15 protein-coding genes are annotated in these 18,296 nt (G+C 59.9%); 2 read left to right on the top strand and 13 right to left on the bottom strand.

Going from position 1 to position 18,296, the window contains the following annotated elements; all coding sequences use genetic code 11:
* Positions 1–77: 77 nt before the first annotated feature.
* The 12 genes from BMZ57_RS10540 to BMZ57_RS10490 form a co-directional block, all read right to left on the bottom strand.
* Entirely contained in the window at positions 78–788 is a 711-nt protein-coding gene (locus tag BMZ57_RS10540) for an ABC transporter permease (protein ID WP_010207058.1), read from the bottom strand.
* Positions 785–1,504: an ABC transporter permease gene (locus BMZ57_RS10535; protein WP_010207057.1), complete on the bottom strand. Its 720-nt coding sequence runs from the start codon at positions 1,502–1,504 to the stop codon at positions 785–787. Before BMZ57_RS10535 ends, BMZ57_RS10540 begins: the two co-directional genes overlap by 4 nt.
* Positions 1,505–1,569: 65 nt before the next feature.
* Positions 1,570–2,331, bottom strand: coding sequence for a transporter substrate-binding domain-containing protein (locus tag BMZ57_RS10530; RefSeq protein WP_042571453.1), 762 nt, complete (start codon positions 2,329–2,331; stop codon positions 1,570–1,572).
* Between the two features lie 8 nt (positions 2,332–2,339).
* A complete protein-coding gene (locus tag BMZ57_RS10525; protein ID WP_069672921.1) occupies positions 2,340–3,368 on the bottom strand; it encodes a Rossmann-fold NAD(P)-binding domain-containing protein in 1,029 nt (342 codons plus the stop codon).
* A 129-nt stretch (positions 3,369–3,497) separates the two neighbouring features.
* Positions 3,498–3,674, bottom strand: a complete 177-nt coding sequence (locus BMZ57_RS29495) for a hypothetical protein (RefSeq protein ID WP_010207054.1) — start codon at positions 3,672–3,674, stop codon at positions 3,498–3,500.
* Positions 3,671–4,774, bottom strand: coding sequence for a PepSY-associated TM helix domain-containing protein (locus BMZ57_RS10520; RefSeq protein WP_042571455.1), 1,104 nt, complete (start codon positions 4,772–4,774; stop codon positions 3,671–3,673). The genes BMZ57_RS29495 and BMZ57_RS10520 overlap by 4 nt, the downstream gene beginning before the upstream one ends.
* A 63-nt stretch (positions 4,775–4,837) precedes the next feature.
* Positions 4,838–7,267 (bottom strand): TonB-dependent siderophore receptor, encoded by a 2,430-nt coding sequence (locus BMZ57_RS10515; RefSeq protein WP_010207051.1) that lies wholly within the window; start codon positions 7,265–7,267, stop codon positions 4,838–4,840.
* A 146-nt stretch (positions 7,268–7,413) separates the two neighbouring features.
* The gene (locus BMZ57_RS10510) at positions 7,414–10,227 is read right to left on the bottom strand and encodes an acyltransferase domain-containing protein (RefSeq protein ID WP_021491311.1); all 2,814 of its coding nucleotides are present in this window, start codon (positions 10,225–10,227) and stop codon (positions 7,414–7,416) included.
* A gap of 109 nt (positions 10,228–10,336) precedes the next feature.
* Entirely contained in the window at positions 10,337–11,332 is a 996-nt protein-coding gene (locus tag BMZ57_RS10505) for a FecR domain-containing protein (protein WP_010207048.1), read from the bottom strand.
* Entirely contained in the window at positions 11,329–11,847 is a 519-nt protein-coding gene (locus tag BMZ57_RS10500; protein WP_042571457.1) for an RNA polymerase sigma factor, read from the bottom strand. Before BMZ57_RS10500 ends, BMZ57_RS10505 begins: the two co-directional genes overlap by 4 nt.
* A 100-nt stretch (positions 11,848–11,947) precedes the next feature.
* Entirely contained in the window at positions 11,948–12,655 is a 708-nt protein-coding gene (locus tag BMZ57_RS10495) for a 3'-5' exonuclease (RefSeq protein WP_042571458.1), read from the bottom strand.
* Entirely contained in the window at positions 12,652–14,574 is a 1,923-nt protein-coding gene (locus BMZ57_RS10490) for a putative nucleotidyltransferase substrate binding domain-containing protein (RefSeq protein ID WP_045791561.1), read from the bottom strand. Before BMZ57_RS10490 ends, BMZ57_RS10495 begins: the two co-directional genes overlap by 4 nt.
* Before the next feature lie 245 nt (positions 14,575–14,819).
* Here BMZ57_RS10490 and BMZ57_RS10485 point away from each other — a divergent pair, with 245 nt between their 5' ends.
* Both BMZ57_RS10485 and BMZ57_RS10480 read left to right on the top strand, forming a co-directional pair.
* On the top strand, positions 14,820–15,266 hold the full coding sequence (locus BMZ57_RS10485) for a response regulator (RefSeq protein ID WP_010207040.1): 447 nt from the start codon (positions 14,820–14,822) through the stop codon (positions 15,264–15,266).
* Between the two features lie 127 nt (positions 15,267–15,393).
* Positions 15,394–15,837, top strand: coding sequence for a hypothetical protein (locus BMZ57_RS10480; RefSeq protein ID WP_010207038.1), 444 nt, complete (start codon positions 15,394–15,396; stop codon positions 15,835–15,837).
* 36 nt (positions 15,838–15,873) lie between these two features.
* On the opposite strand, the gene BMZ57_RS10475 is transcribed toward BMZ57_RS10480, so the two are convergent.
* Positions 15,874–18,051 carry a malate synthase G gene (locus BMZ57_RS10475; RefSeq protein WP_042571460.1) on the bottom strand — a complete coding sequence of 726 codons (2,178 nt, stop codon included), beginning with the start codon at positions 18,049–18,051 and terminating at the stop codon, positions 15,874–15,876.
* Positions 18,052–18,296: the final 245 nt, after the last annotated feature.

Here is an 18,296-nt window from a genome sequence, read left to right as displayed (position 1 = left end):
GAGACTGTCTGGAGCGGTGATGCTCGAATTCATTGGCTTACCCTCTGGACCGCAGTGTTGGGAATGTTGAAGCCTGACTACCCGATGTGCTTGCTCAGTGACCGTTCAAGGCGTCTAAGCGTGCGTCTGACGACCTCGACGATCGCCAGGTACAACACCGCCGCCCAAAGGTAGATCTGGAAGTCGAAGCTGCGTGAGAACGCCAGTTTGGCCACGCCCATCAGGTCGTAGAGGGTCACCAGCGAGGCAATGGAACTGGCCTTGATCATCAGGATCAGCTCGTTGCCCAGCGGCCCGACGGCCACCAGTAACGACTGCGGCAGGATGACCTTTTGCAAGGTGGCCCAACGCGAAAGGCCAAGCATTTGCGCCGCTTCGCGTTGGCCTGGTGCGACGGCTGTCAGGGCGCCGCGCATGATCTCGGCTTGATAGGCTGCGGTATTGAGGGTGAAGGCCAGCAGCGTGCAGAGCCAGGCGTCCCGGAAGAACCACCAGAGGCCTACGTCTTGCCAGAAGCTTTTGAATGACCCCAGGCCGTAATACAGCATGAACAGTTGTGCGAGCAGCGGGGAGCCGCGAAAGAAGTACATATAGGTGCCAGTGATGCCGCGCAGCCAACGGTTGCTCGACAATCGTCCCAGGGCAAGCAGCAGGCCCAGGAGTGCGCCGAGGCTAAAGGAGATGGCCACCAGTTTTGCGGTGACCAGCAAGCCGTCGATAAAACGCGGGGCGTAACGTTCGAACAGTTCCAGGTTGAGCAGCGCACTCAACAGGCTCTCGATATTCATGGCTTGGCACTCAGTTGGTGGCGGCTGAAATATCGTTCGAGAAAATTGAACACGCGGCCGGACAACGCCGAGAAAAACAGATAGCCGAAACAGGCCACGGCGTAGAACAGCATCGGTTCTTTGGTCACGCTGACCGCCAGGCTGGTCTGACGCATAAGGTCGACCAGGGAGATGGTTGAAACCAGGGACGTGTCCTTGAGCAGCGACAGCCAGTTATTCGACAGGCCGGGCAAGGCAATGCGCGTCAGTTGTGGCAGGACCACCTTGCGAAGGGTCGTACCCTTGGGCAAGCCCAGCATTGTCGCGGCCTCGAATTGCCCCTTGGACAGGGACTTGAAGGCACTCAACCAGACCTCGCTGGAAAACGCGGCAAACACTAGGCTGAAGGCAATCATGGCCGCGACGAAGGTGTTGATCGTGACTTCGCCTTGGTAGCCCATGGCTGCGAGCATGCGTTGTGCGGCAATCTGGCAGCCGTAATAAATGATCAACAAGGTCAGTAGTTCGGGCAGCCCACGGAACACTGTGGAAAATACCGTCGCCCCCGTCCGTAGCCAGCGTCGCTTGGACCTCGCCGCCAGGGCTACTAACAGGCCCAATGGTAAACCGAGCGGGATGCAGGCGAGTGCCAAGGTGATGGTGACCAAGGCTCCGGCCAGAAGCGCCGAGCCCCAGCCGCCGTTGGCGAAAGATAACAGTGACAGTTGTTCGAGCATGCCAGAACCCTCTCGCGAAATTTGGCCTGCACGTGAGCCCGAAGCCAGCGCCCGGGCCCCGCAGGTCAATAGATATCGAAGGCGAAGTAGCGTCTGGAGATGTTCTTATAGGTGCCATCGGCGACGATTTCGTCCAGCGCCTTGTTTAGCCGCTCACGCAACTCGACGTCGCCCTGGCGCACCGCGATGGCCGCGTCGGTATTGGTACCGTCGATGTCCCCGAGAAATGTGCAGCAGTCCTTGCCTGCGCCTGCGACCCAGGCGAGCAAGGGATATTTGTCGGCGATGACGCCGTCCAGGCGCCCGGCTGCCAAGTCACTGGCGGCCTCGTCCTGGGAGGGGTAGAGCTTCACCGTGGCGCCGGCCGCGGCGTAATGTTCTTCGGCGTAGATGGCTTGTGTCGAATAAGACTGGGCACCCACTGTCAGGCCTTTGAAGTTGGTCTGGGCGTCGCTGATGCCTGAGTCATTGGCCACGGCGACCGACAGCGGTGTGCGGTAGTAGCGGTTGGTGAAGGCGATCTTCTTTTTGCGCTCTTCGGTGACATTCATCGAGGCAACGATCGCATCGTATTTTTTCGCCAGCAGGGCGGGAATCATGCCCTCCCAGTCCTGGGTGACAAAGGTGCAGTTGACCTTCATTCGCTCACACAGGGCGTTGGCAATGTCGATATCGAAGCCGTGCAGCCTGTTGTTTGAATCCACGTAATTGAACGGCGGATAAGCCCCTTCACTGGCAATGCGCAGTGTTTCTGCGTGTGCCGCGCCCGCGACAGTGCAGAGCAGCCAGAGCGTGGCTGTGGTGATCGTACTCGTCAGCTTTTTCATGTGAATACCTACCCTATTGTTATTGTTTGTTCAGGCGTTGATTCGGACTGGTTGCAGGTAGCGGTGCTCGCATCGCCAGGCTTCATGGCCTGGACCAACCCGACCGCCAGGGTGGCGATGGCAATGTCCTGTGCGGCAAGGCCGGTCAGGTCGGCGACGGTGATGTCGTCAGCACCGAGGCGCCCCGGGAGGTTGCCGGCCAGCACTTGCCCCAGCGAGATGTCGGCGGTGTTGGCGATCAACCCGGCGCGAAGGGCATGGGCCAGTTCACCGCGTTCGGCGCATTGGCGGTGGTCGTCGGTCATGATGACCCGAGCCAAGGAGAGGATTTGCGGGTCAAGTTCCTGTTTGCCCAGGCTGTCCGAGCCCAGGGCGACGATGTGGGTTCCGGGTTTTACCGCAGACACTGGCACGATCGGCTGAGTGGACGGCGTGCAGGTAATGACGACATTGCAGTGCTCGAACACCTTCTCCACCGTTGCCGCCACGTAAACCGTCAAACCGTGATGCTCCAGTTTCTCTGCCAGTCGGGTGGCTCTGGTCGGGTCTCGTCCCCAGATGAGTACTCGATCGGTCCCCAGCAGGTGTGCAGCCCACTGCGCCTGGTGTTCGGCCTGATGGCCGGTGCCGAGAATACCCAGTGCGGTGATGTGTGACGGTGCCCCGGCCTTCGCCGCCAAAGCCCCGGCCGCGGCGGTGCGCCAACTGGTCAACCAGCCTTGGTCGTTGAGAAGGGCAACGATCTTGCCGGTTTGTGAGCTGAAGACCAGCATTAGCCCGTTATTGGTTTCCAGCCCCTTGGAGGGGTTCTCATAGAACCCCATGGCCAGTTTGACCACGAAGGTTTGCCCTCCCCGAAAATAGCCAAGCCGGATATGGCAGTCCCCCGGAGGCTCCTGGAACATCAATTCGCCGGACTTGGCGCTGATGATGTTGTCTTGGGCATGCTGAATGCAGGCGTCGCGTACCACGCGCAGCATGTCGTCGCGCTTCAGCACCGTGCGCAACTCGGTAAGGCTATAGATGGGGAGAGTCATGGGTGTTGCCCCGCAGGTCGGCGGCACAGGATGTGTGACCTTGGGGCGAGATTAAGCCTGCTTGGACTGTTTGTGTAATTTATTATTAATGTCTAATTATTGCTGGGCACGATTTACAACGCTCACCGCTCATCGGCGCAGTACTCCCCACAGCGCAATGGCTGCCGGGATCCCAAGCCCCAGCCAACTCAGCGAATCCCACAACCCGTCTCCCAGCAACGCCGCGAACAACCCTGCCGCCGTGAACAGGCCGATCCCCAGCGGAATACCAAATACCTTCCAGAAATTCGATTGCCTAGGCTTCATGCCTTGCCCGCCTTGCGCCGCACGATCCACAAATAAACCCCGCTGCCGAGCACGATGATGGTCAGCACATCCAGCGTCGCCCACAGGATCTTCATCGGCATGCCGCCGTAGTCACCAAAGTGCAGCGGCTGGGACATGCCCATGGCGTCCATGTACCACGGTCGTTCAGCGATGGCGGTGACGGCGAGGGTGCTGGCGTCAATCAGCACGGGTGTGAGCAAGTGCGAGGTCAGGTGGGTGCTGCCCTTCATGAAGACCGCGTAATGGTGCTCACTGGAAAAGCGCGTGCCGGGGAAGGCGATAAAGTCCGGCTGCATGCCAGGTGCGGCTTTGGCGGCGATACTCAGGAGTTCGGTGGCCGGAGCGCGCTGGCTCAGGGGTGGAGCATGTTTGTACGGTTCGATCATCGCGCTGAGGCTGTCCTGGCGCCAGGCGGCGATGATCAGGTCGGCGCAGGCGCTGATCACACCGGTCACGCCGACGACCAGTGCCCAGGTCAGAGTGACCACGCCGATCAGGTTATGCAGGTCGAGCCAGCGCAGGCGGGTGGATTTGTCCTGGCGTACGGTGGCGAACTTCAAGCGACGCATGAATGGCAGGTACAGCACGGTGCCCGAGATAATCGCGACCACAAACAGAATGCCCATGAATGCCAGCAACAACTTGCCCGGCAGACCGGCAAACATGTCCACGTGCAGGCGCAGCAGAACCATCGTGAACCCGCCGTTGGCCGATGGCATCTCCACGGCTTCACCGGTGCGCGCATCGAGCATGAAGGTGTGCGACGAGTTGGGTTCGGTGCCAGCGGTGGCGGCCATGATCGCGATCACGCCGTTTTTGTCGTCTTCGTCCCAGGCCAGGTATTGCATGGCGTCGCCAGGGCGATGAGCCTGTGCGGCGCTGACCAGTTGCTCCAGGTTGAGCTGCGGCGTGTCGGCAGGCATGTACGCCAATTCCGGCTCGTTGCCCAGCAGATGGTCGATCTCATGGTGAAACACCAACGGCAAGCCGGTAAGGGCGAGCAGCAGCAGGAATACCGTGCAGATCAGGCTGGTCCATGTGTGGATGAAGGACCAGCGGCGGATGGTTTTGCTTTTCATTTGTTCAACCTTCAGACACACCAAAGCCGCCCACGGGGGCGGCCTGGTGGTTAACTCAGCCGATTACCACTGATAGGTGGCGCTGGCGACGACGCTGCGTTGGTCGCCGAAGTAGCAGTAGGAACCGTCACAGGTGGAAATGTAGTCCTTGTTGAACAGGTTGGTGGCGTTGAGTTTGATCGAGGCGCCTTTGAGGGTGTTGTCGAGTCGGCCCAAGTCGTAATGCACCGCACCGTCGAATACGGTGTATGCGTTGGCTTTGCCGAGCCAGGTGTTGCCCTGGTCGCCGTAGGTGTTGCCGGTGTAGCGGGCACCGAAGCCGATGCCGAAACCGTCCAGTACTCCTGTGTGCCAGGTGTAGTCGGTCCACAGGGAAGCTTGCTGGTTGGGCATCAGTTGCAGGCGGTTGCCCTTGAATTCGCCTTTCTGCACTTCGGATTTGGCCAGGGTGTAAGCGGCGATCACCTTGAGATTCTCGGTGACGTCGGACACCGCTTCCAATTCCAGGCCTTTAACTTTCACTTCGCCGGTTTGGTCGGTGACAGATTGGCCGCCTGCGCCGGTGCTGGTAACGAGTACGTTTTTCTGAGTCAGGTCGTATACCGCCGCACTCAGTAAAGTGTTGGAGCCAGGTGGCTGGTATTTGATCCCCAGCTCCCATTGCTTGCCTTCGGTTGGTTTGTACGACTTGAGCGGGTCCACGCTGGCGTTGCTCGCTGGCTGGAAAGATTCAGCGTAGGACAAGTACGGCACAAAGCCTGAGTCGAACACATAGCTCAACGCTGCGTTGCCACTGAAGTTTTTGCTTCGGTCAGTGTTGGTCACGTCTTTTTTATTGAAGTAGGTAGTGCCTTGATGCACCCAGTCTTCCCGTCCGCCGAGGGTCAGGCGCCAGTTGTCCAAAGCCATTTGGTCTTGAACATAGAGGCCGGTTTGTACAGTTTTCTGGTTGTAGTCGTAGTAGGCGTCGGCGCGTGCGGGGCGCACGACTGGTGTCGTGTTGACGGGGTTGAAAATGTTCACACGCCCGGCGCTGCCGTAGATAGACAGGTAAGAAGTGTCTGTGCGCTGGTGGTCCAGACCCAATAGCAGGGTATGGGTGACATCACCGGTCGAGAAGTCGGCCTGGAAGTTGTTGTCGACCGCGAATTGGCCGATGTTTTCGTCAACGTTTGTTGAGGTGCGGTCGATATTGCCTGCCGCGTCAACCGGATAATAGGCATAGGCACCGACAGTCAGTTGCTGGAACGACAACTCCGACTTGGTGTAACGCAGGTTCTGCCTGAACTGCCAGGTATCGTTGAAGCGATGCTCGAAGGCATAACCCAGCGCGTAATAGGTACGGTCGTAGAACTCGTAGTCCGGATCGCCCAGGTTCTTGTGGTGGGACACATCGCCCAGCGGCGATTTGATCTTGGTGCCCACGATTGGCAGGAACTGACTGGTCGCGCCCGTATCGTCGCGGGTGAACTGCGACAGGAAGGTCAGCTTGGTATCGTTATCGATATTCCATGTCAGGCTTGGCGCAATGTTGTAGCGCTTGTTGTCGATGTGGTCGACCTGGGTGCCGGCATCGCGCACCACGCCGCTGAGGCCATAGAGGAACTGGCCTTCATCATCGATCTTGCCGGTGCTGGCGAAGTTGATCTGGCGATAGTTGTCGCTGCCGTATTGCACCTGCACGGCATTGCTCGATTCAGCGCTGGGGCGGCGGCTGACCATATCCAGCAGACCGCCCGGCGGGGTCTGGCCGTACACCGACGAGGCCGGGCCACGCAGCAGGGCGAGGCGGTCAAGGTTCCAGGTTTCGGCTTTCGGGTTGGCGTACACGCCACGCGGCAGTGGCAGACCGTCGAGGAACTGGGTCGGTTCGAAGCCGCGCACACGCATCCAGTCGTAGCGGGTGTCGCTGCCATAGCTGGCGGAGACGATGCCGGGCATGTACTTGACCGCGTCATCCAGGTTCTGGACGTTGCGGTCCTGCATCTGCTCGCGGGTGGCGACGGAAATCGAACGGGGTGCCTCGACCAGTGCAGTGTCCGTCTTGGTGCCGGCGGCAGTGCGCTTGGCCAGGTAGCCGTCGACCGGCCCCCAGGCGCTTTCATAGCTGTCCTGGCCCGTGATGTTGGTGGTAGGCAATGCGAGTACCCCCTCCGGCACCGGCACCAACGAGTACGTCCCGGCACTGCTCTGCTCCAACTGCAACCCAGTCCCCCTCAACGCTTCACGCAGCGCAGCCGGCGCATCGAACTGGCCCTGGACCGGCGCCGAGGTCTTGCCTGACGCCAATGCCGGGCTGAGGGTCAGTGCCAGGCCGCCCTGGCTGGCGATCTGGTTCAGGGTGGTGGCCAGTGGTGCCGCCGGCAGGTTGTAGGTGCGCACGCTGGACGCCTGCTCGGCGGCAATCAGCGAGGTGCTGGCCAGCGGGGCGCTGAGGGCAATCGCCATGGCTAACAGGCTGGGGCGCAACAAGGTGTCTAGCGTGCGGGACATAGGGCGGCTCCTGAATGGAAATATTTCGCAATTGCCTAGGTGCCGAACGAAAAACGAAAAGTGATAGGGCCAAGTGAAAATAAATCTGTGAGCGTTCACAACTCTTCGCACTGCATGGCCCTGAAAGTTCAGGCTTGCGATGCGTTTCAGCCTTGTGCCCATTGCAGTTTCGCGGTCAAAGCGTCTGCGTAAGGTTCTGCACGGGCGATGGCCGCACGCGTCGCTTCACCGTGGCCGAAGGCATCGATCAACAGCAGGGCGTGGGGGGCCAGGAAGTCGCTCAGTCGATTGAGTTGTTCCTCCAGCGCACGGTAGCGAGTACTGTCCATGAGGCCCTCGCTGATATACCAGGCCGCGTGTTTGTGCAGGTAGTCGAGTACGTAAAGGCCGCACAGTGCGTTCACCAGATCCTTTGCAAGCCCCGGCGGCAGGGAGTCGCCGGCCTTTACTGCGCTCTCGATGGCGAGGCGTTGGGCATGCGCTTCGCCTGCCCGTGCAACCACCATCAGCTTTGAATTCCAGACCTGCATGTCGTCCTCACCCAACGTCCGGCGTGCGGCGACATGGTCGGCCACCTCCTTGAGCAAACGGTATTCCAGGGTGCGGGCCATGCTCAGGCTGTACTCGGGATCGTCCAGTTCAGCCTGCGGGTCGGGTGGTGTGGGTTTGCTCAAGGGTTGGCCGATCAGGACCTTGGCGGCATCCAGCAGGATCATGCGGTTATTGCCGCCCGCGTCCTGGTAGATCTTGGCCATGCCTTCGTAGTCGGCGAAACGATTGAGGTTGAGCGCCCCGGCCACGCCGCAGCGCAATCGGCATTCGGTGGCCACCGCCTCGGCGGCGGGGGCGCAAAGGGCTTTGAGCAACGCCAATCTCTGGGAAATGGCGGCCCACGGTGTCCACGTCACCTCTCCCGCGCCGGTGTTGTCCAGTGATGACTGACTGGCCGTGCCCTCGATCCAGAGACACGCGCAGTCATTGGCGAAGCTTTTCATCACGTACGCGGTGGCCAGGCAGCCGAACAGTGCGCGGCGTTGGGTGCGAAAATCCAGCAGGCTTGTACCGTTGCCGATGCGTGCCTGGGTGGTGCGCCGGTTGGCATGCGTCAGGGCCAGTGTTGCACAGGCCAGCATGACGGAGCTCAAACCGGTGCCAACCATCGCCCACACGTTCTTGGGGGCGAAGAGTGAGCGGATCAGACGCCGATCGGTGTTGCCCAGTGGGTCGTGGAAGCGGTTGGAGTCATCAATGTGCGCCCCGTCACACAGCCATGCGTCAAAAGAGATGCGTACCTGATTAAAACGCAACACGCCGTAATCCAATGGCACTGCGCGAATTTCCGCTGGCGACGACATTTCAATGCCGGGGCACGGGCCCTGTGCATCACTTAATGGCAAGACAAAGGCGAAGACACCACAGCGTTGGTCCTGAACCGTCAACTCAGCAAACACTACGCCCATCTTATTCAGGTTATTGATACCGACATTGGCGAATTTCAGCGCGGCGTTGTTCGGTGTGTTCAACACAAACGTACGCGTGTCGGTATCGAATACCGCCTCCAGGCAGGGGGCCATATGCGAGTTGCTGCGGCCTATTTCAGTCAGCGCGTAGACCCCCAGGCTTTCGCCCGTTTCCAGTTCGCGCCGCCACCGGGCGGCATGCGGGTGGTCCTGCTCGAACGCCAGCAGTGTGCCGATGCACAAACCCTGCTGAATCACGCATCCCATGAACAGCGATGGATCATTGATCGCCGCATGAGTGGCCACGGCCATCAACCATTCCGGTTGTTTGAACCCGTGGATGCCGTCGGGCAGTTGCTTGAGCAGATGCTGCAAGCGCCAATAGGTATGGCGGTGGCCGTCGTGGGCGCTCTGGTTGGTTTGCGGATGCAACTGCGGATCGCTGAACGTATAGGCCATGTGCGCGTGGGTTTGGGCAGAGACGGGCCCGTTGACCAGAGGGCGCAGGACGTTGAGCGTCTGTGAGTCGACCAGCAGTTGGCGAAGGGCATTGGGCGGCGCGGCCAGGGGTGTGTAGGTTTTGGCATCGCGCAGGCTTTTGAGGATGCACATCGACATGCCTCGGTTCACGCCCATGTCGATAAATAGGCGGCGGTGGTCGGGCGCTAATGTGGTGAGTGTCTTGGGCAGGTCGGTGGGGTGGGTCACGCCCCGCGTGAACAACTCGTGCAGGTCTTCCCCGTGCCGGTAGCAGCGTCTCAGCACGGTCGAATAGATGGGCATTCTGAACGGCTGTTGCTTCAGGGGCTGTAGCCGTGCGTTCATCACTTCTGCGACATGCCGGTGCGCCGAGTAATGGGAGGCGTAGGCGATCGGCACCCAGCGCAATGGCGGCGTGTTGTCGCCGTAGCGTTCAAGCAGACCGTTCAGGCCGCTCATTTCGCCGCTGATGATGCATTGCTCAGGGGCATTGACCGAGCCCAACTCCAGCTTCAGTTCTGGCCACCTGTCGAGCAACGCTTGCGTCTTTTGCGGCGCCAGGTTGATCAGCAGCATGCCGCCGCGGCCCTCCTCACTGCGGTAGGCCGCATTGAGGGCGCAGACTGCAGCCACGCCCTGCTCAATGCTCAGTACGCCGGCGCATACCCGAGCGGCAATCTCACCAAAACTCTGCGCGAGAATCAGTGCCGGACGCACGCCTGCGTCGTGCAGCAACTGGTTGAGCACAACCGCAGCGCCATACAGGGCCAGTTGCATGACTCCGGAAGGCAGCGGCAGGGCATGCTGATGGGTCAGCAACACTTGAGTGACCAGGCCGGGCTGCAGGCCGGGCTCGTGCTGCGCCGCCTCGTGTTCGATGAGCGCCAGGGTGGACTCTATCGAGCCACGCAACTCCTCGGCGTGTTGGTGCAGGTCGGCCAAGGCACCGCAGGGGTCGTTGCCCTGACCGGGGAAGCAGAAGGTAAACGTGTGGCGGGTGATGTTTGGGAGCGTCGACATCGTTTCATCCTTAATAGAACAATTGAGATGTCTATTGAAGGACACGACGGTAAGGCTGAAACCTGTCAGGCATGACAGTTTTTTAGACGCGTTTGAAATGAGGGTTTGTTCATTTCTCGCTAAGTGATTCGGTGTTTTTCGCCGTGGCTTTCACCGTCACCCACCAGGGAGTGTGCTGCTCGATGTGCACCGGCAGTGTCGGCAGCAGCGCGTTGAGCGCCAGCGTGGTGTCGTGCAGTGGGAAGCTGCCGGTGATGCGCAGGTCAGCCACGTTTTTATCCACCCCCAGGTAACCGGTGCGGTAACGGCTGAGCTCCTCGACCACCTCGCCCAGGCGCGCGTTGTCGACCACCAGCATGCCGCGGGTCCAGGCATCGGTGGCGGGAGTGACGGCAAGCAGCGGGCCGAGGCCGTCGCTGCGCATCAGCACTTGTTGGCCTTCCTTGAAGACCTGTTCCTGGTGCAGCGCCTCGGGTTGGGCCGCCACGGCCGATTGCAGCACGCTCAAGCGTGTGGCGTCGTCTTCGCGCTTGACGATAAACCGTGTGCCCAGCGCCCGCAGGCTGCCATCGCGGGTTTGTACATAGAACGGGCGTTCATCGTTGTGGCCGGTTTCGACCAGGATTTCACCTTCCTGCAACACAACCAGCCGGCGTTTTTCATCGAAACGCACGTCGATGGCGCTGTGGGTATTGAGGTTGATCAGCGTACCGTCCGACAGCTTCAGCGTGCGCTGCTCACCCGTGGCGGTACGTTGGTCGGCCAGCCAATAGTGGATCGGCACATAGCGCTCACCGGCAAACAGCGCCAGGCCAATGACCAACGCGACACTTGCCAGGCCACTGCCCAGCTTGCGCACACGCTGGCGAATACCTTCACGCGATTGCAGCAATGCTGCCCGCGCCGGGCCTGAGGCTACGCTGAAACGCTGGTCGAGCATGCCCAACTGACGCCAGGCGCGGGCATGTTCTTCATCGCTGGCCAGCCATTTATCGAACTCTTCACGCTCGATCGCGCTGCCGTCACCCGAATCAAGGGACAACTGCCAGGCGATCGCCGCATCCAGCACGCGGGCCGACACCGGTCTGGAACTGATCACCGTCACTGCGGCTCGCCATACAGCGCGATGTAGCACTGGCGAATACCTTGGGCCAAGTACTGGCGCACGCGGGGCACCGACACGCCGAGGCGCTGGGCGATTTCGGCGTGGCCCATGCCGTCGAGACGGTTATAAAGGAAGGCGGCGCGGGCCTTGCTCGACAGCTTGCCGAGCAGGCGGTCGATGGCCTTGAGGTCTTCGAGGATCAGGTGCTGTTCTTCCGGCGAAGGGTGTTCACTTTCCGGGATCAGCATCAGTTCGGTGAGGTAGGCCTGTTCCAGGGCGGCGCGACGGAAGTAATCGAACAGCAAGCCCTTGGCGATCGCCATCAGGAACGCACGGGGTTCGCGGGGCGCGCGCAACTCGTCACGGCCCAGCAGACGCATGAAGGTGTCCTGGCTCAGGTCTTCGGCGCGGCTCGGGCAGGCCACGTTGCGTCGAAGCCAGGCCAGCAGCCAGCCACGATGGTCGCGATACAACGCGCCAACAAGCTCACTGTGTGGATTCTGGATCGACGACAAGGCATCACCTGGTAAACGGGATGTTTAAACTAACGAGAATTATTCGCGATTGTGGCAGAGCCGTGGTGTAGGCGCAATTGGCGTTTGTCGGGAGATGACATTAAAACGATGGCGCGTGTTGACGCCGTTTCCATTGGCTCAAACGCTCTTGCAACGCCTGTGGCGTATCGATGTGCTGCTGGCGCGCGCGGCTGAACAGGATGAGCATCAGCTCCGCCGTGGCCAAAGCATCGGCGCTGGCGTGATGACGTTCGCCCACGTGCAGGTTGAAGTGATTGATCCAATCGTCCAGCCCGGCTTCGCGGATATGCGCCTCGGGGCACAATAGGGGAGCGATGTCTGCAACGTCGAGAAACGGATGGGTCAGGCGGTAACCCAGGCTGTCCTTGAGTGCCCGGCACAGCATGTGTTGATCGAACGGCGCATGGAAGGCGAGTAATGGGCTGTCACCGACAAAGTCCATGAAGTCCAACAACGCGTCCACCGGATCGCTGCCGGCCGCGATCGCACTGGGGCCGAGGCCGTGGATCAACACGCTGGGGCTGAGTTTGGTTTCAGCCCGTTGCAGGGTGCGTTCGAACAGTTGCGAGAAATCCACCGCACCGTCTTCGATCACGACCGCGCCGATGGACAGTACCTGATCACGATTGAGGTTGAGGCCGCTGGTTTCCAGGTCCACCACCACCCAGCGCTGGTTGCGCAGGGTGTTGTTGCCCAGTGGCGTGGGACTGCGCAGTTGCGCCAGGCGCTGTTGTTGCGCACTGTCGAGCCCCGGCTTTTTCTTACGCAGCCAGTTGAACAAACTCACAGCTGATACCGCAGCGTCAGGCTGCTTTGCAGACGTTGTGCCTGGCGCAGGGATTCACGCAGGATCCGACGGTCCAGATGGTTGAGGCTGTCAGGGTCGACACGGTTGGAGTACGGCTGGTTCTCGCGGGATTGCAACTGGTGCTGCTGCATGCGGGTCTGCTGGATAAAGTGGTAGGCCTCTTCATACGCGGCGCCGTCCAGGGGCTCAATCACCTCCTTCACCACCAGTTGGCGCAGACGCTCCAAGGTGTTGTTGGCGTGGATACCATTGGCCAGGGCCAGCAGGCGCGCGCCGTCGACGAAAGGGGTCAGGCCCTGCACCTTGAGGTCGAGGGTGGCTTTTTCGCCACCTTTACGGGTCAGTACAAATTCACGGAAACGTCCTACGGGCGGCCGCTGGCGCAACGCGTTTTCGGCCAGCATGCGTTGGAACAACCGGTTGTCCGCCACTTGGTCGAGAATGGTTTGGCGCAATTGCTCGCAGCCACGTTCATCGCCCCACACCACACGCAGATCGAAATAGATGCTGGAACCCAGCAGATTCTCCGGCGTCGCCTCGCGGATAAAAGCTGCAAACCGCCGCGCCCACTCCGCGCGCGACAGGCACAGCTCCGGGTTGCCGGCCATGATGTTGCCTTTGCACAGGCTGAACCCGCACAAGGCAAGATTCTGATTGATCTGCTGGGCGAGTGGCAGCAGCCGGCCACGGATCGCTGCTGCTTCGGCGGCGTCCTTGGCATCGAACAGAATGCCGTTGTCCTGATCGGTGTAAAGCGTCTGCTCGCGACGGCCTTCGCTGCCGAAGCACAACCAACTGAACGGTACGCCGGGGTCGCCTTTTTCGGCCAGGGTCAGCTCGATCACCCGGCACACGGTGTGATCGTTGAGCAGCGTAATGATGTGGGTGATCTGAGTGGACGAGGCCCCATGGGCCAGCATGCGTTCGACCAACTGGCCGATCTCGCCGCGAATCGCCACCAGGTTGTCCACCCGCGGTGCGTTGCGGATGGTGCGCGCCAGATGCACCAGGTCCACCCGTTGCAGTGAAAACAGGTCGCGTTCGGACACTACACCGCACAGGCGCTGGTCCTTGACCAGGCAGACGTGGGCGATATGCCGTTCGGTCATGGCGATTGCAGCGTCGAAGGCGCTGTGGTCAGGGGTCAGGAAGAAGGGCGCCTGGGTCATATGCCCTTCGATGGGTTGGCTGAAATCGCTGGTGCCATCGGCCACCACCTGGCGCAGGTCGCGCAGGGTGAAAATCCCCAGGGGCGCCTTGAGCTCATCGACGATGACGATGCTGCCCACCTGTTGCTCATGCATCAGCGTGACGGCTTCGCGCAGCGGTGTGGCTGGGCTGCACGTGACCGGATGGCGCATGGCCAATTCGCCGAGGCGCGTGTTCAGCGAGTACTGAGTGCCGAGGGTTTCCACGGCTTTTTGCTGCACTTGCTGATTGACCTGGTCCAACAGGCTGCTGACGCCACGCAGGGCAAAATCGCGAAACGGGCTGGACAGCGCGAAGAGCTTGATGAATGCCGGTTTGTTCAGTTGCAGGCAGAAGGTGTCTTCGGCGGCCTTGTGCTCGGTGCGGGTCGCCCGTTCGCCCAGCAACGCGGCCAGGGGGAAGCACTCGCCAGTGGTGATTTCGAAGGTGGTTTCGGCGCTGTCCGGTCGTTCACCCACAACCCGGCCCTGCTTGACGATATAAAAGTGTTCAACCGGCCCACCCGACGGTTTGAGGATGCTGTCGCCGGAGCCGTAAAAGCGTAACTGGCACTGTTCCACCAAAAACGCCAGGTGGGCGTTTTCCATCTGGTTGAACGGCGGGAAACGCTGCAGGAACTGCAGGGTGCCGTGAATATTCTGCAAAACAGCAGTTTTTCCCGCTTGCGCGAAAGCATCAGCTTTACTCATAACAGTGACCGCATTTTTTTGTCGTTATCGTCCTGCATGGTCGACTCCCGCGCGGCGGGTGCCCATTGGACGTAAGTCTAGGTCGATACAAACGGCACACACCTAGGGAAAAACCTTACATGACTATCGTCCAAAACCCGTAGAACGCCCACTAGGCAAACTTTCCGACGAAGTGCACATTGAACGCCCTTCCGCAGATGTCTGACGAGTGTGCTGGGAGATTGATTAGAACTGCTGAGAACCGTATGTCCGACCACGATATTTTGAGTGACGCTGAGCGCGAGGCGCTGAGCGCCGTGATGCTGGAGCCTGATTTACCGCCACAACGCGTGCTGATCGTCGACGACGACAAGGACGCACGCGAATTGCTGGCGGAAATCCTGGGACTGGACGGTATTCGCTGCATGACGGCTGACAGTGGTGAGGCGGCGTGGGATTTGTTGAAGTCGAGCAGCTCCATCGGTTTGCTGATCACCGATTTGCGCATGAACCCCGGCAACGGGCTGGAGTTGATCAAGCTAGTGCGAGATTCCACTCGCGCTGCATTGCCCATTATCATCATGTCGGGGGACGCCGAAGCGCCAGATGTGATTGATGCGATGCACTTGAGCGTGGTGGATTTTTTGCTGAAACCGATTGATAGCGTGAAGTTGGCGAAGATGGTCAAGCGGGAGTTGGGGATGGCGCAGTAGGGGCCGTTTGTCTGGAGTTACACCACACTGTCAACTCTGACAGTCGTTGCAGTGGGCGATCGCATGTTCAATGGTTTGGGTGCTCTTGACGAGCTTTTGGCCCATGACCTGAACAGGAATCTAATTTATGCCCACTGCAGAAGATAACAGCCCTCAGGCTGACGCTGACCACGCGTTAGCGGAGTTTGAATACACCCTCAAAGGCAATCGTCTCAAATTAACCTCGCGGAGGATCATCAGGGACATTCAACGACTGATAATACCCACAGACGAAGTCAACGGCTTAGGTATTAGCTTGACCTATTCTCCGAAAAGAGTCGAAGAGGGGAATAACGAATTCAACTTGTCGGAGATCTCGAAAGTAATATTTATGCTCAGTCCGTTTGAGGAATACGACCGAGCCCCCTCAGGAACGATAGAGGTCAAATATCAAATCATCCCCGAACCTACAGTAGATAGAGTCGAGCTCTCGGGCCTTGTGCGAGACGGCAAAGTCAGTAATAAAACGGGTGATGTACTTACGTTCAGCGGTACATTCAACTACGGGTTTAGTGTGCCTCTAAAGCGTTAATAAAAAGCCCTGATCTCACGATCAGGGCTTTTTCATTTACAGGCCGTTTTTAGCCTTGAACTCCCGACGCCTGCGGTGCAACACCGGTTCGGTATACCCATTCGGCTGTTTGGTACCTTCAATCACCAACTCCACCGCCGCCTGGAACGCGATATTGCTGTCGAAATCCGGTGCCAGTGGGCGATACAGCTTGTCCCCGGCATTTTGACGGTCCACCACTGGCGCCATGCGCTTGAGGCTTTCCATCACCTGGACTTCATTGACGATGCCGTGGCGCAGCCAGTTGGCGATGTGCTGGCTGGAGATACGCAGGGTGGCGCGGTCTTCCATCAGGCCCACATCGTTGATGTCCGGCACTTTCGAGCAGCCAACACCCTGGTCGATCCAGCGGACGACATAGCCGAGGATGCCCTGGGCGTTGTTGTCCAGCTCGTTGCGGATTTCTTCGTCGGACCAATTGGTGTTACTGGCCAAGGGAATGGTCAGGATGTCGTCCACCGACGCGCGCTCGCGCTTGGCCAGTTCGGCCTGGCGGGCGAATACGTCGACCTTGTGATAGTGCAACACGTGCAGGGCAGCCGCCGTGGGCGACGGTACCCAGGCGGTGTTGGCGCCGGCCAGTGGGTGGGCGATCTTCTGCTCGAGCATTGCGGCCATCAGGTCGGGCATGGCCCACATGCCTTTACCGATCTGCGCGCGACCTTGCAGGCCGGTGCTCAGGCCGATATCCACGTTCCAGTTCTCGTAGGCGCTGATCCATTTTTCCGCCTTCATGGCGGCCTTGCGCACCATCGCGCCGGCTTCCATGGAGGTGTGGATCTCGTCGCCGGTACGGTCGAGGAAGCCGGTGTTGATGAATACCACGCGCTCACTGGCCGCCTTGATGCAGGCCTTGAGGTTGACCGTGGTGCGGCGCTCCTCGTCCATGATCCCGACTTTGAGGGTGTTGCGCGGCAGGTTCAGCACGTCTTCGATGCGCCCGAACAGCTCATTGGTGAACGCCGCTTCTTCCGGGCCGTGCATCTTCGGTTTCACGATGTACACGGAACCCGTGCGGCTGTTTTTGCGGCTGCTGTTGCCGTTGAGGCTGTGGATCGCCGCCAGGCTGGTGATCAGCCCGTCGAGAATACCTTCCGGCACTTCGTTGCCGTCTTTGTCGAGGATCGCGTCGATGGTCATCAGGTGGCCAACGTTACGCACGAACAGCAGCGAACGGCCATGCAGGGTCACGTCCTGGCCATTCACGCCGGTGTAGACACGGTCGGCATTCATGGTGCGGGTGAAGGTCTTGCCGCCCTTGGCGACTTCTTCGGCCAGGTCGCCCTTCATCAGGCCGAGCCAGTTGCGGTAGATCACCACTTTGTCGTCGGCATCGACGGCGGCGACGGAGTCTTCGCAGTCCATGATGGTGGTCAGCGCGGCTTCCATCAGCACATCTTTGATGCCGGCGGCGTCGGTCTGGCCGACAGGGGTGCTGGCGTCGATCTGGATTTCGAAGTGCAGGCCGTTGTGTTTCAGCAGGATCGCAATCGGCTGCGCTGCAGGGCCCTGGAAACCGATCAACTGTGCGTCATCGCGCAGGCCGCTGTTGCTGCCGCCCTTGAGGCTGACGATCAGCTTGCCGTCGACGATCTTGTAGCCGGTCGAATCCACGTGGCTGCCGGCGCTGAGCGGTGCGGCCTCATCGAGGAAGGCGCGGGCGAAGGCGATGACCTTGTCGCCACGTACCTTGTTGTAGCCCTGGCCCTTTTCGGCGCCGTCGGCTTCGCTGATGGCATCGGTGCCATACAGCGCGTCATACAGAGAGCCCCAGCGCGCATTGGAGGCGTTGAGGGCGAAGCGGGCGTTCATCACCGGCACTACCAGCTGCGGGCCGGCCATGCGGGCGATCTCGTCATCGACGTTTTGGGTCGTGGCCTGGAAGTCTGCGGCTTCTGGCAGCAGGTATCCAATGTCTTGCAGGAAGGCTTTGTAAGCCACCGGGTCATGCGCCTGGCCGGCGTGGGTCTGGTGCCAGGTATCGATCCGCGCTTGGAAATCGTCGCGTTTGGCGAGTAGGGCTTTGTTCTTCGGTGCCAGGTCGTGGATGACCTTGTCGGCGCCGGCCCAGAACTGGTCGGCAGTAATGCCGGTGCCGGGAATGGCTTCGTTGTTCACGAAGTCGAACAGGACTTTGGCGACCTGCAGGCCACCGACTTGAACGTGTTCAGTCATTGCTTGCCTCACTCTGCGGAGCTTATGCGCTGTTTCAGATTTTCATTATGTAGTGCACGATTGGGCATACTACATGATGACTTGCGGTTGTGAAAATTAGACTAAATACGTCGTTTAGCGACCCACTTTGGTCGTACGGTCACAGCGGAGAACCGGATGTTCTCAAAAAACTAATGGATTGTTCCAGATAAATATAAAAATGGTACACGATTTGTTTTCAAGGGCTTGCGGGTCCACCTTGTAGA

It is taken from the genome of Pseudomonas simiae, assembly GCF_900111895.1.
GTDB classification, from domain to species: domain Bacteria; phylum Pseudomonadota; class Gammaproteobacteria; order Pseudomonadales; family Pseudomonadaceae; genus Aquipseudomonas; species Aquipseudomonas simiae.
Note: the sequence above shows the minus strand (reverse complement) of the source record. Positions and strands in the feature narration are given on the sequence as shown.

Bases quoted from the DNA above. Each gene is read 5' to 3' on its own strand.
- BMZ57_RS10540 (WP_010207058.1), bottom strand. From the start codon at position 788: ATGAATATCGAGAGCCTGTTGAGTGCGCTGCTCAACCTGGAACTGTTC.
- BMZ57_RS10535 (WP_010207057.1), bottom strand. From the start codon at position 1,504: ATGCTCGAACAACTGTCACTGTTATCTTTCGCCAACGGCGGCTGGGGC.
- BMZ57_RS10530 (WP_042571453.1), bottom strand. From the start codon at position 2,331: ATGAAAAAGCTGACGAGTACGATCACCACAGCCACGCTCTGGCTGCTC.
- BMZ57_RS10525 (WP_069672921.1), bottom strand. From the start codon at position 3,368: ATGACTCTCCCCATCTATAGCCTTACCGAGTTGCGCACGGTGCTGAAG.
- BMZ57_RS29495 (WP_010207054.1), bottom strand. From the start codon at position 3,674: ATGAAGCCTAGGCAATCGAATTTCTGGAAGGTATTTGGTATTCCGCTG.
- BMZ57_RS10520 (WP_042571455.1), bottom strand. From the start codon at position 4,774: ATGAAAAGCAAAACCATCCGCCGCTGGTCCTTCATCCACACATGGACC.
- BMZ57_RS10515 (WP_010207051.1), bottom strand. From the start codon at position 7,267: ATGTCCCGCACGCTAGACACCTTGTTGCGCCCCAGCCTGTTAGCCATG.
- BMZ57_RS10510 (WP_021491311.1), bottom strand. From the start codon at position 10,227: ATGTCGACGCTCCCAAACATCACCCGCCACACGTTTACCTTCTGCTTC.
- BMZ57_RS10490 (WP_045791561.1), bottom strand. From the start codon at position 14,574: ATGAGTAAAGCTGATGCTTTCGCGCAAGCGGGAAAAACTGCTGTTTTG.
- BMZ57_RS10485 (WP_010207040.1), top strand. From the start codon at position 14,820: ATGTCCGACCACGATATTTTGAGTGACGCTGAGCGCGAGGCGCTGAGC.
- BMZ57_RS10480 (WP_010207038.1), top strand. From the start codon at position 15,394: ATGCCCACTGCAGAAGATAACAGCCCTCAGGCTGACGCTGACCACGCG.
- BMZ57_RS10475 (WP_042571460.1), bottom strand. From the start codon at position 18,051: ATGACTGAACACGTTCAAGTCGGTGGCCTGCAGGTCGCCAAAGTCCTG.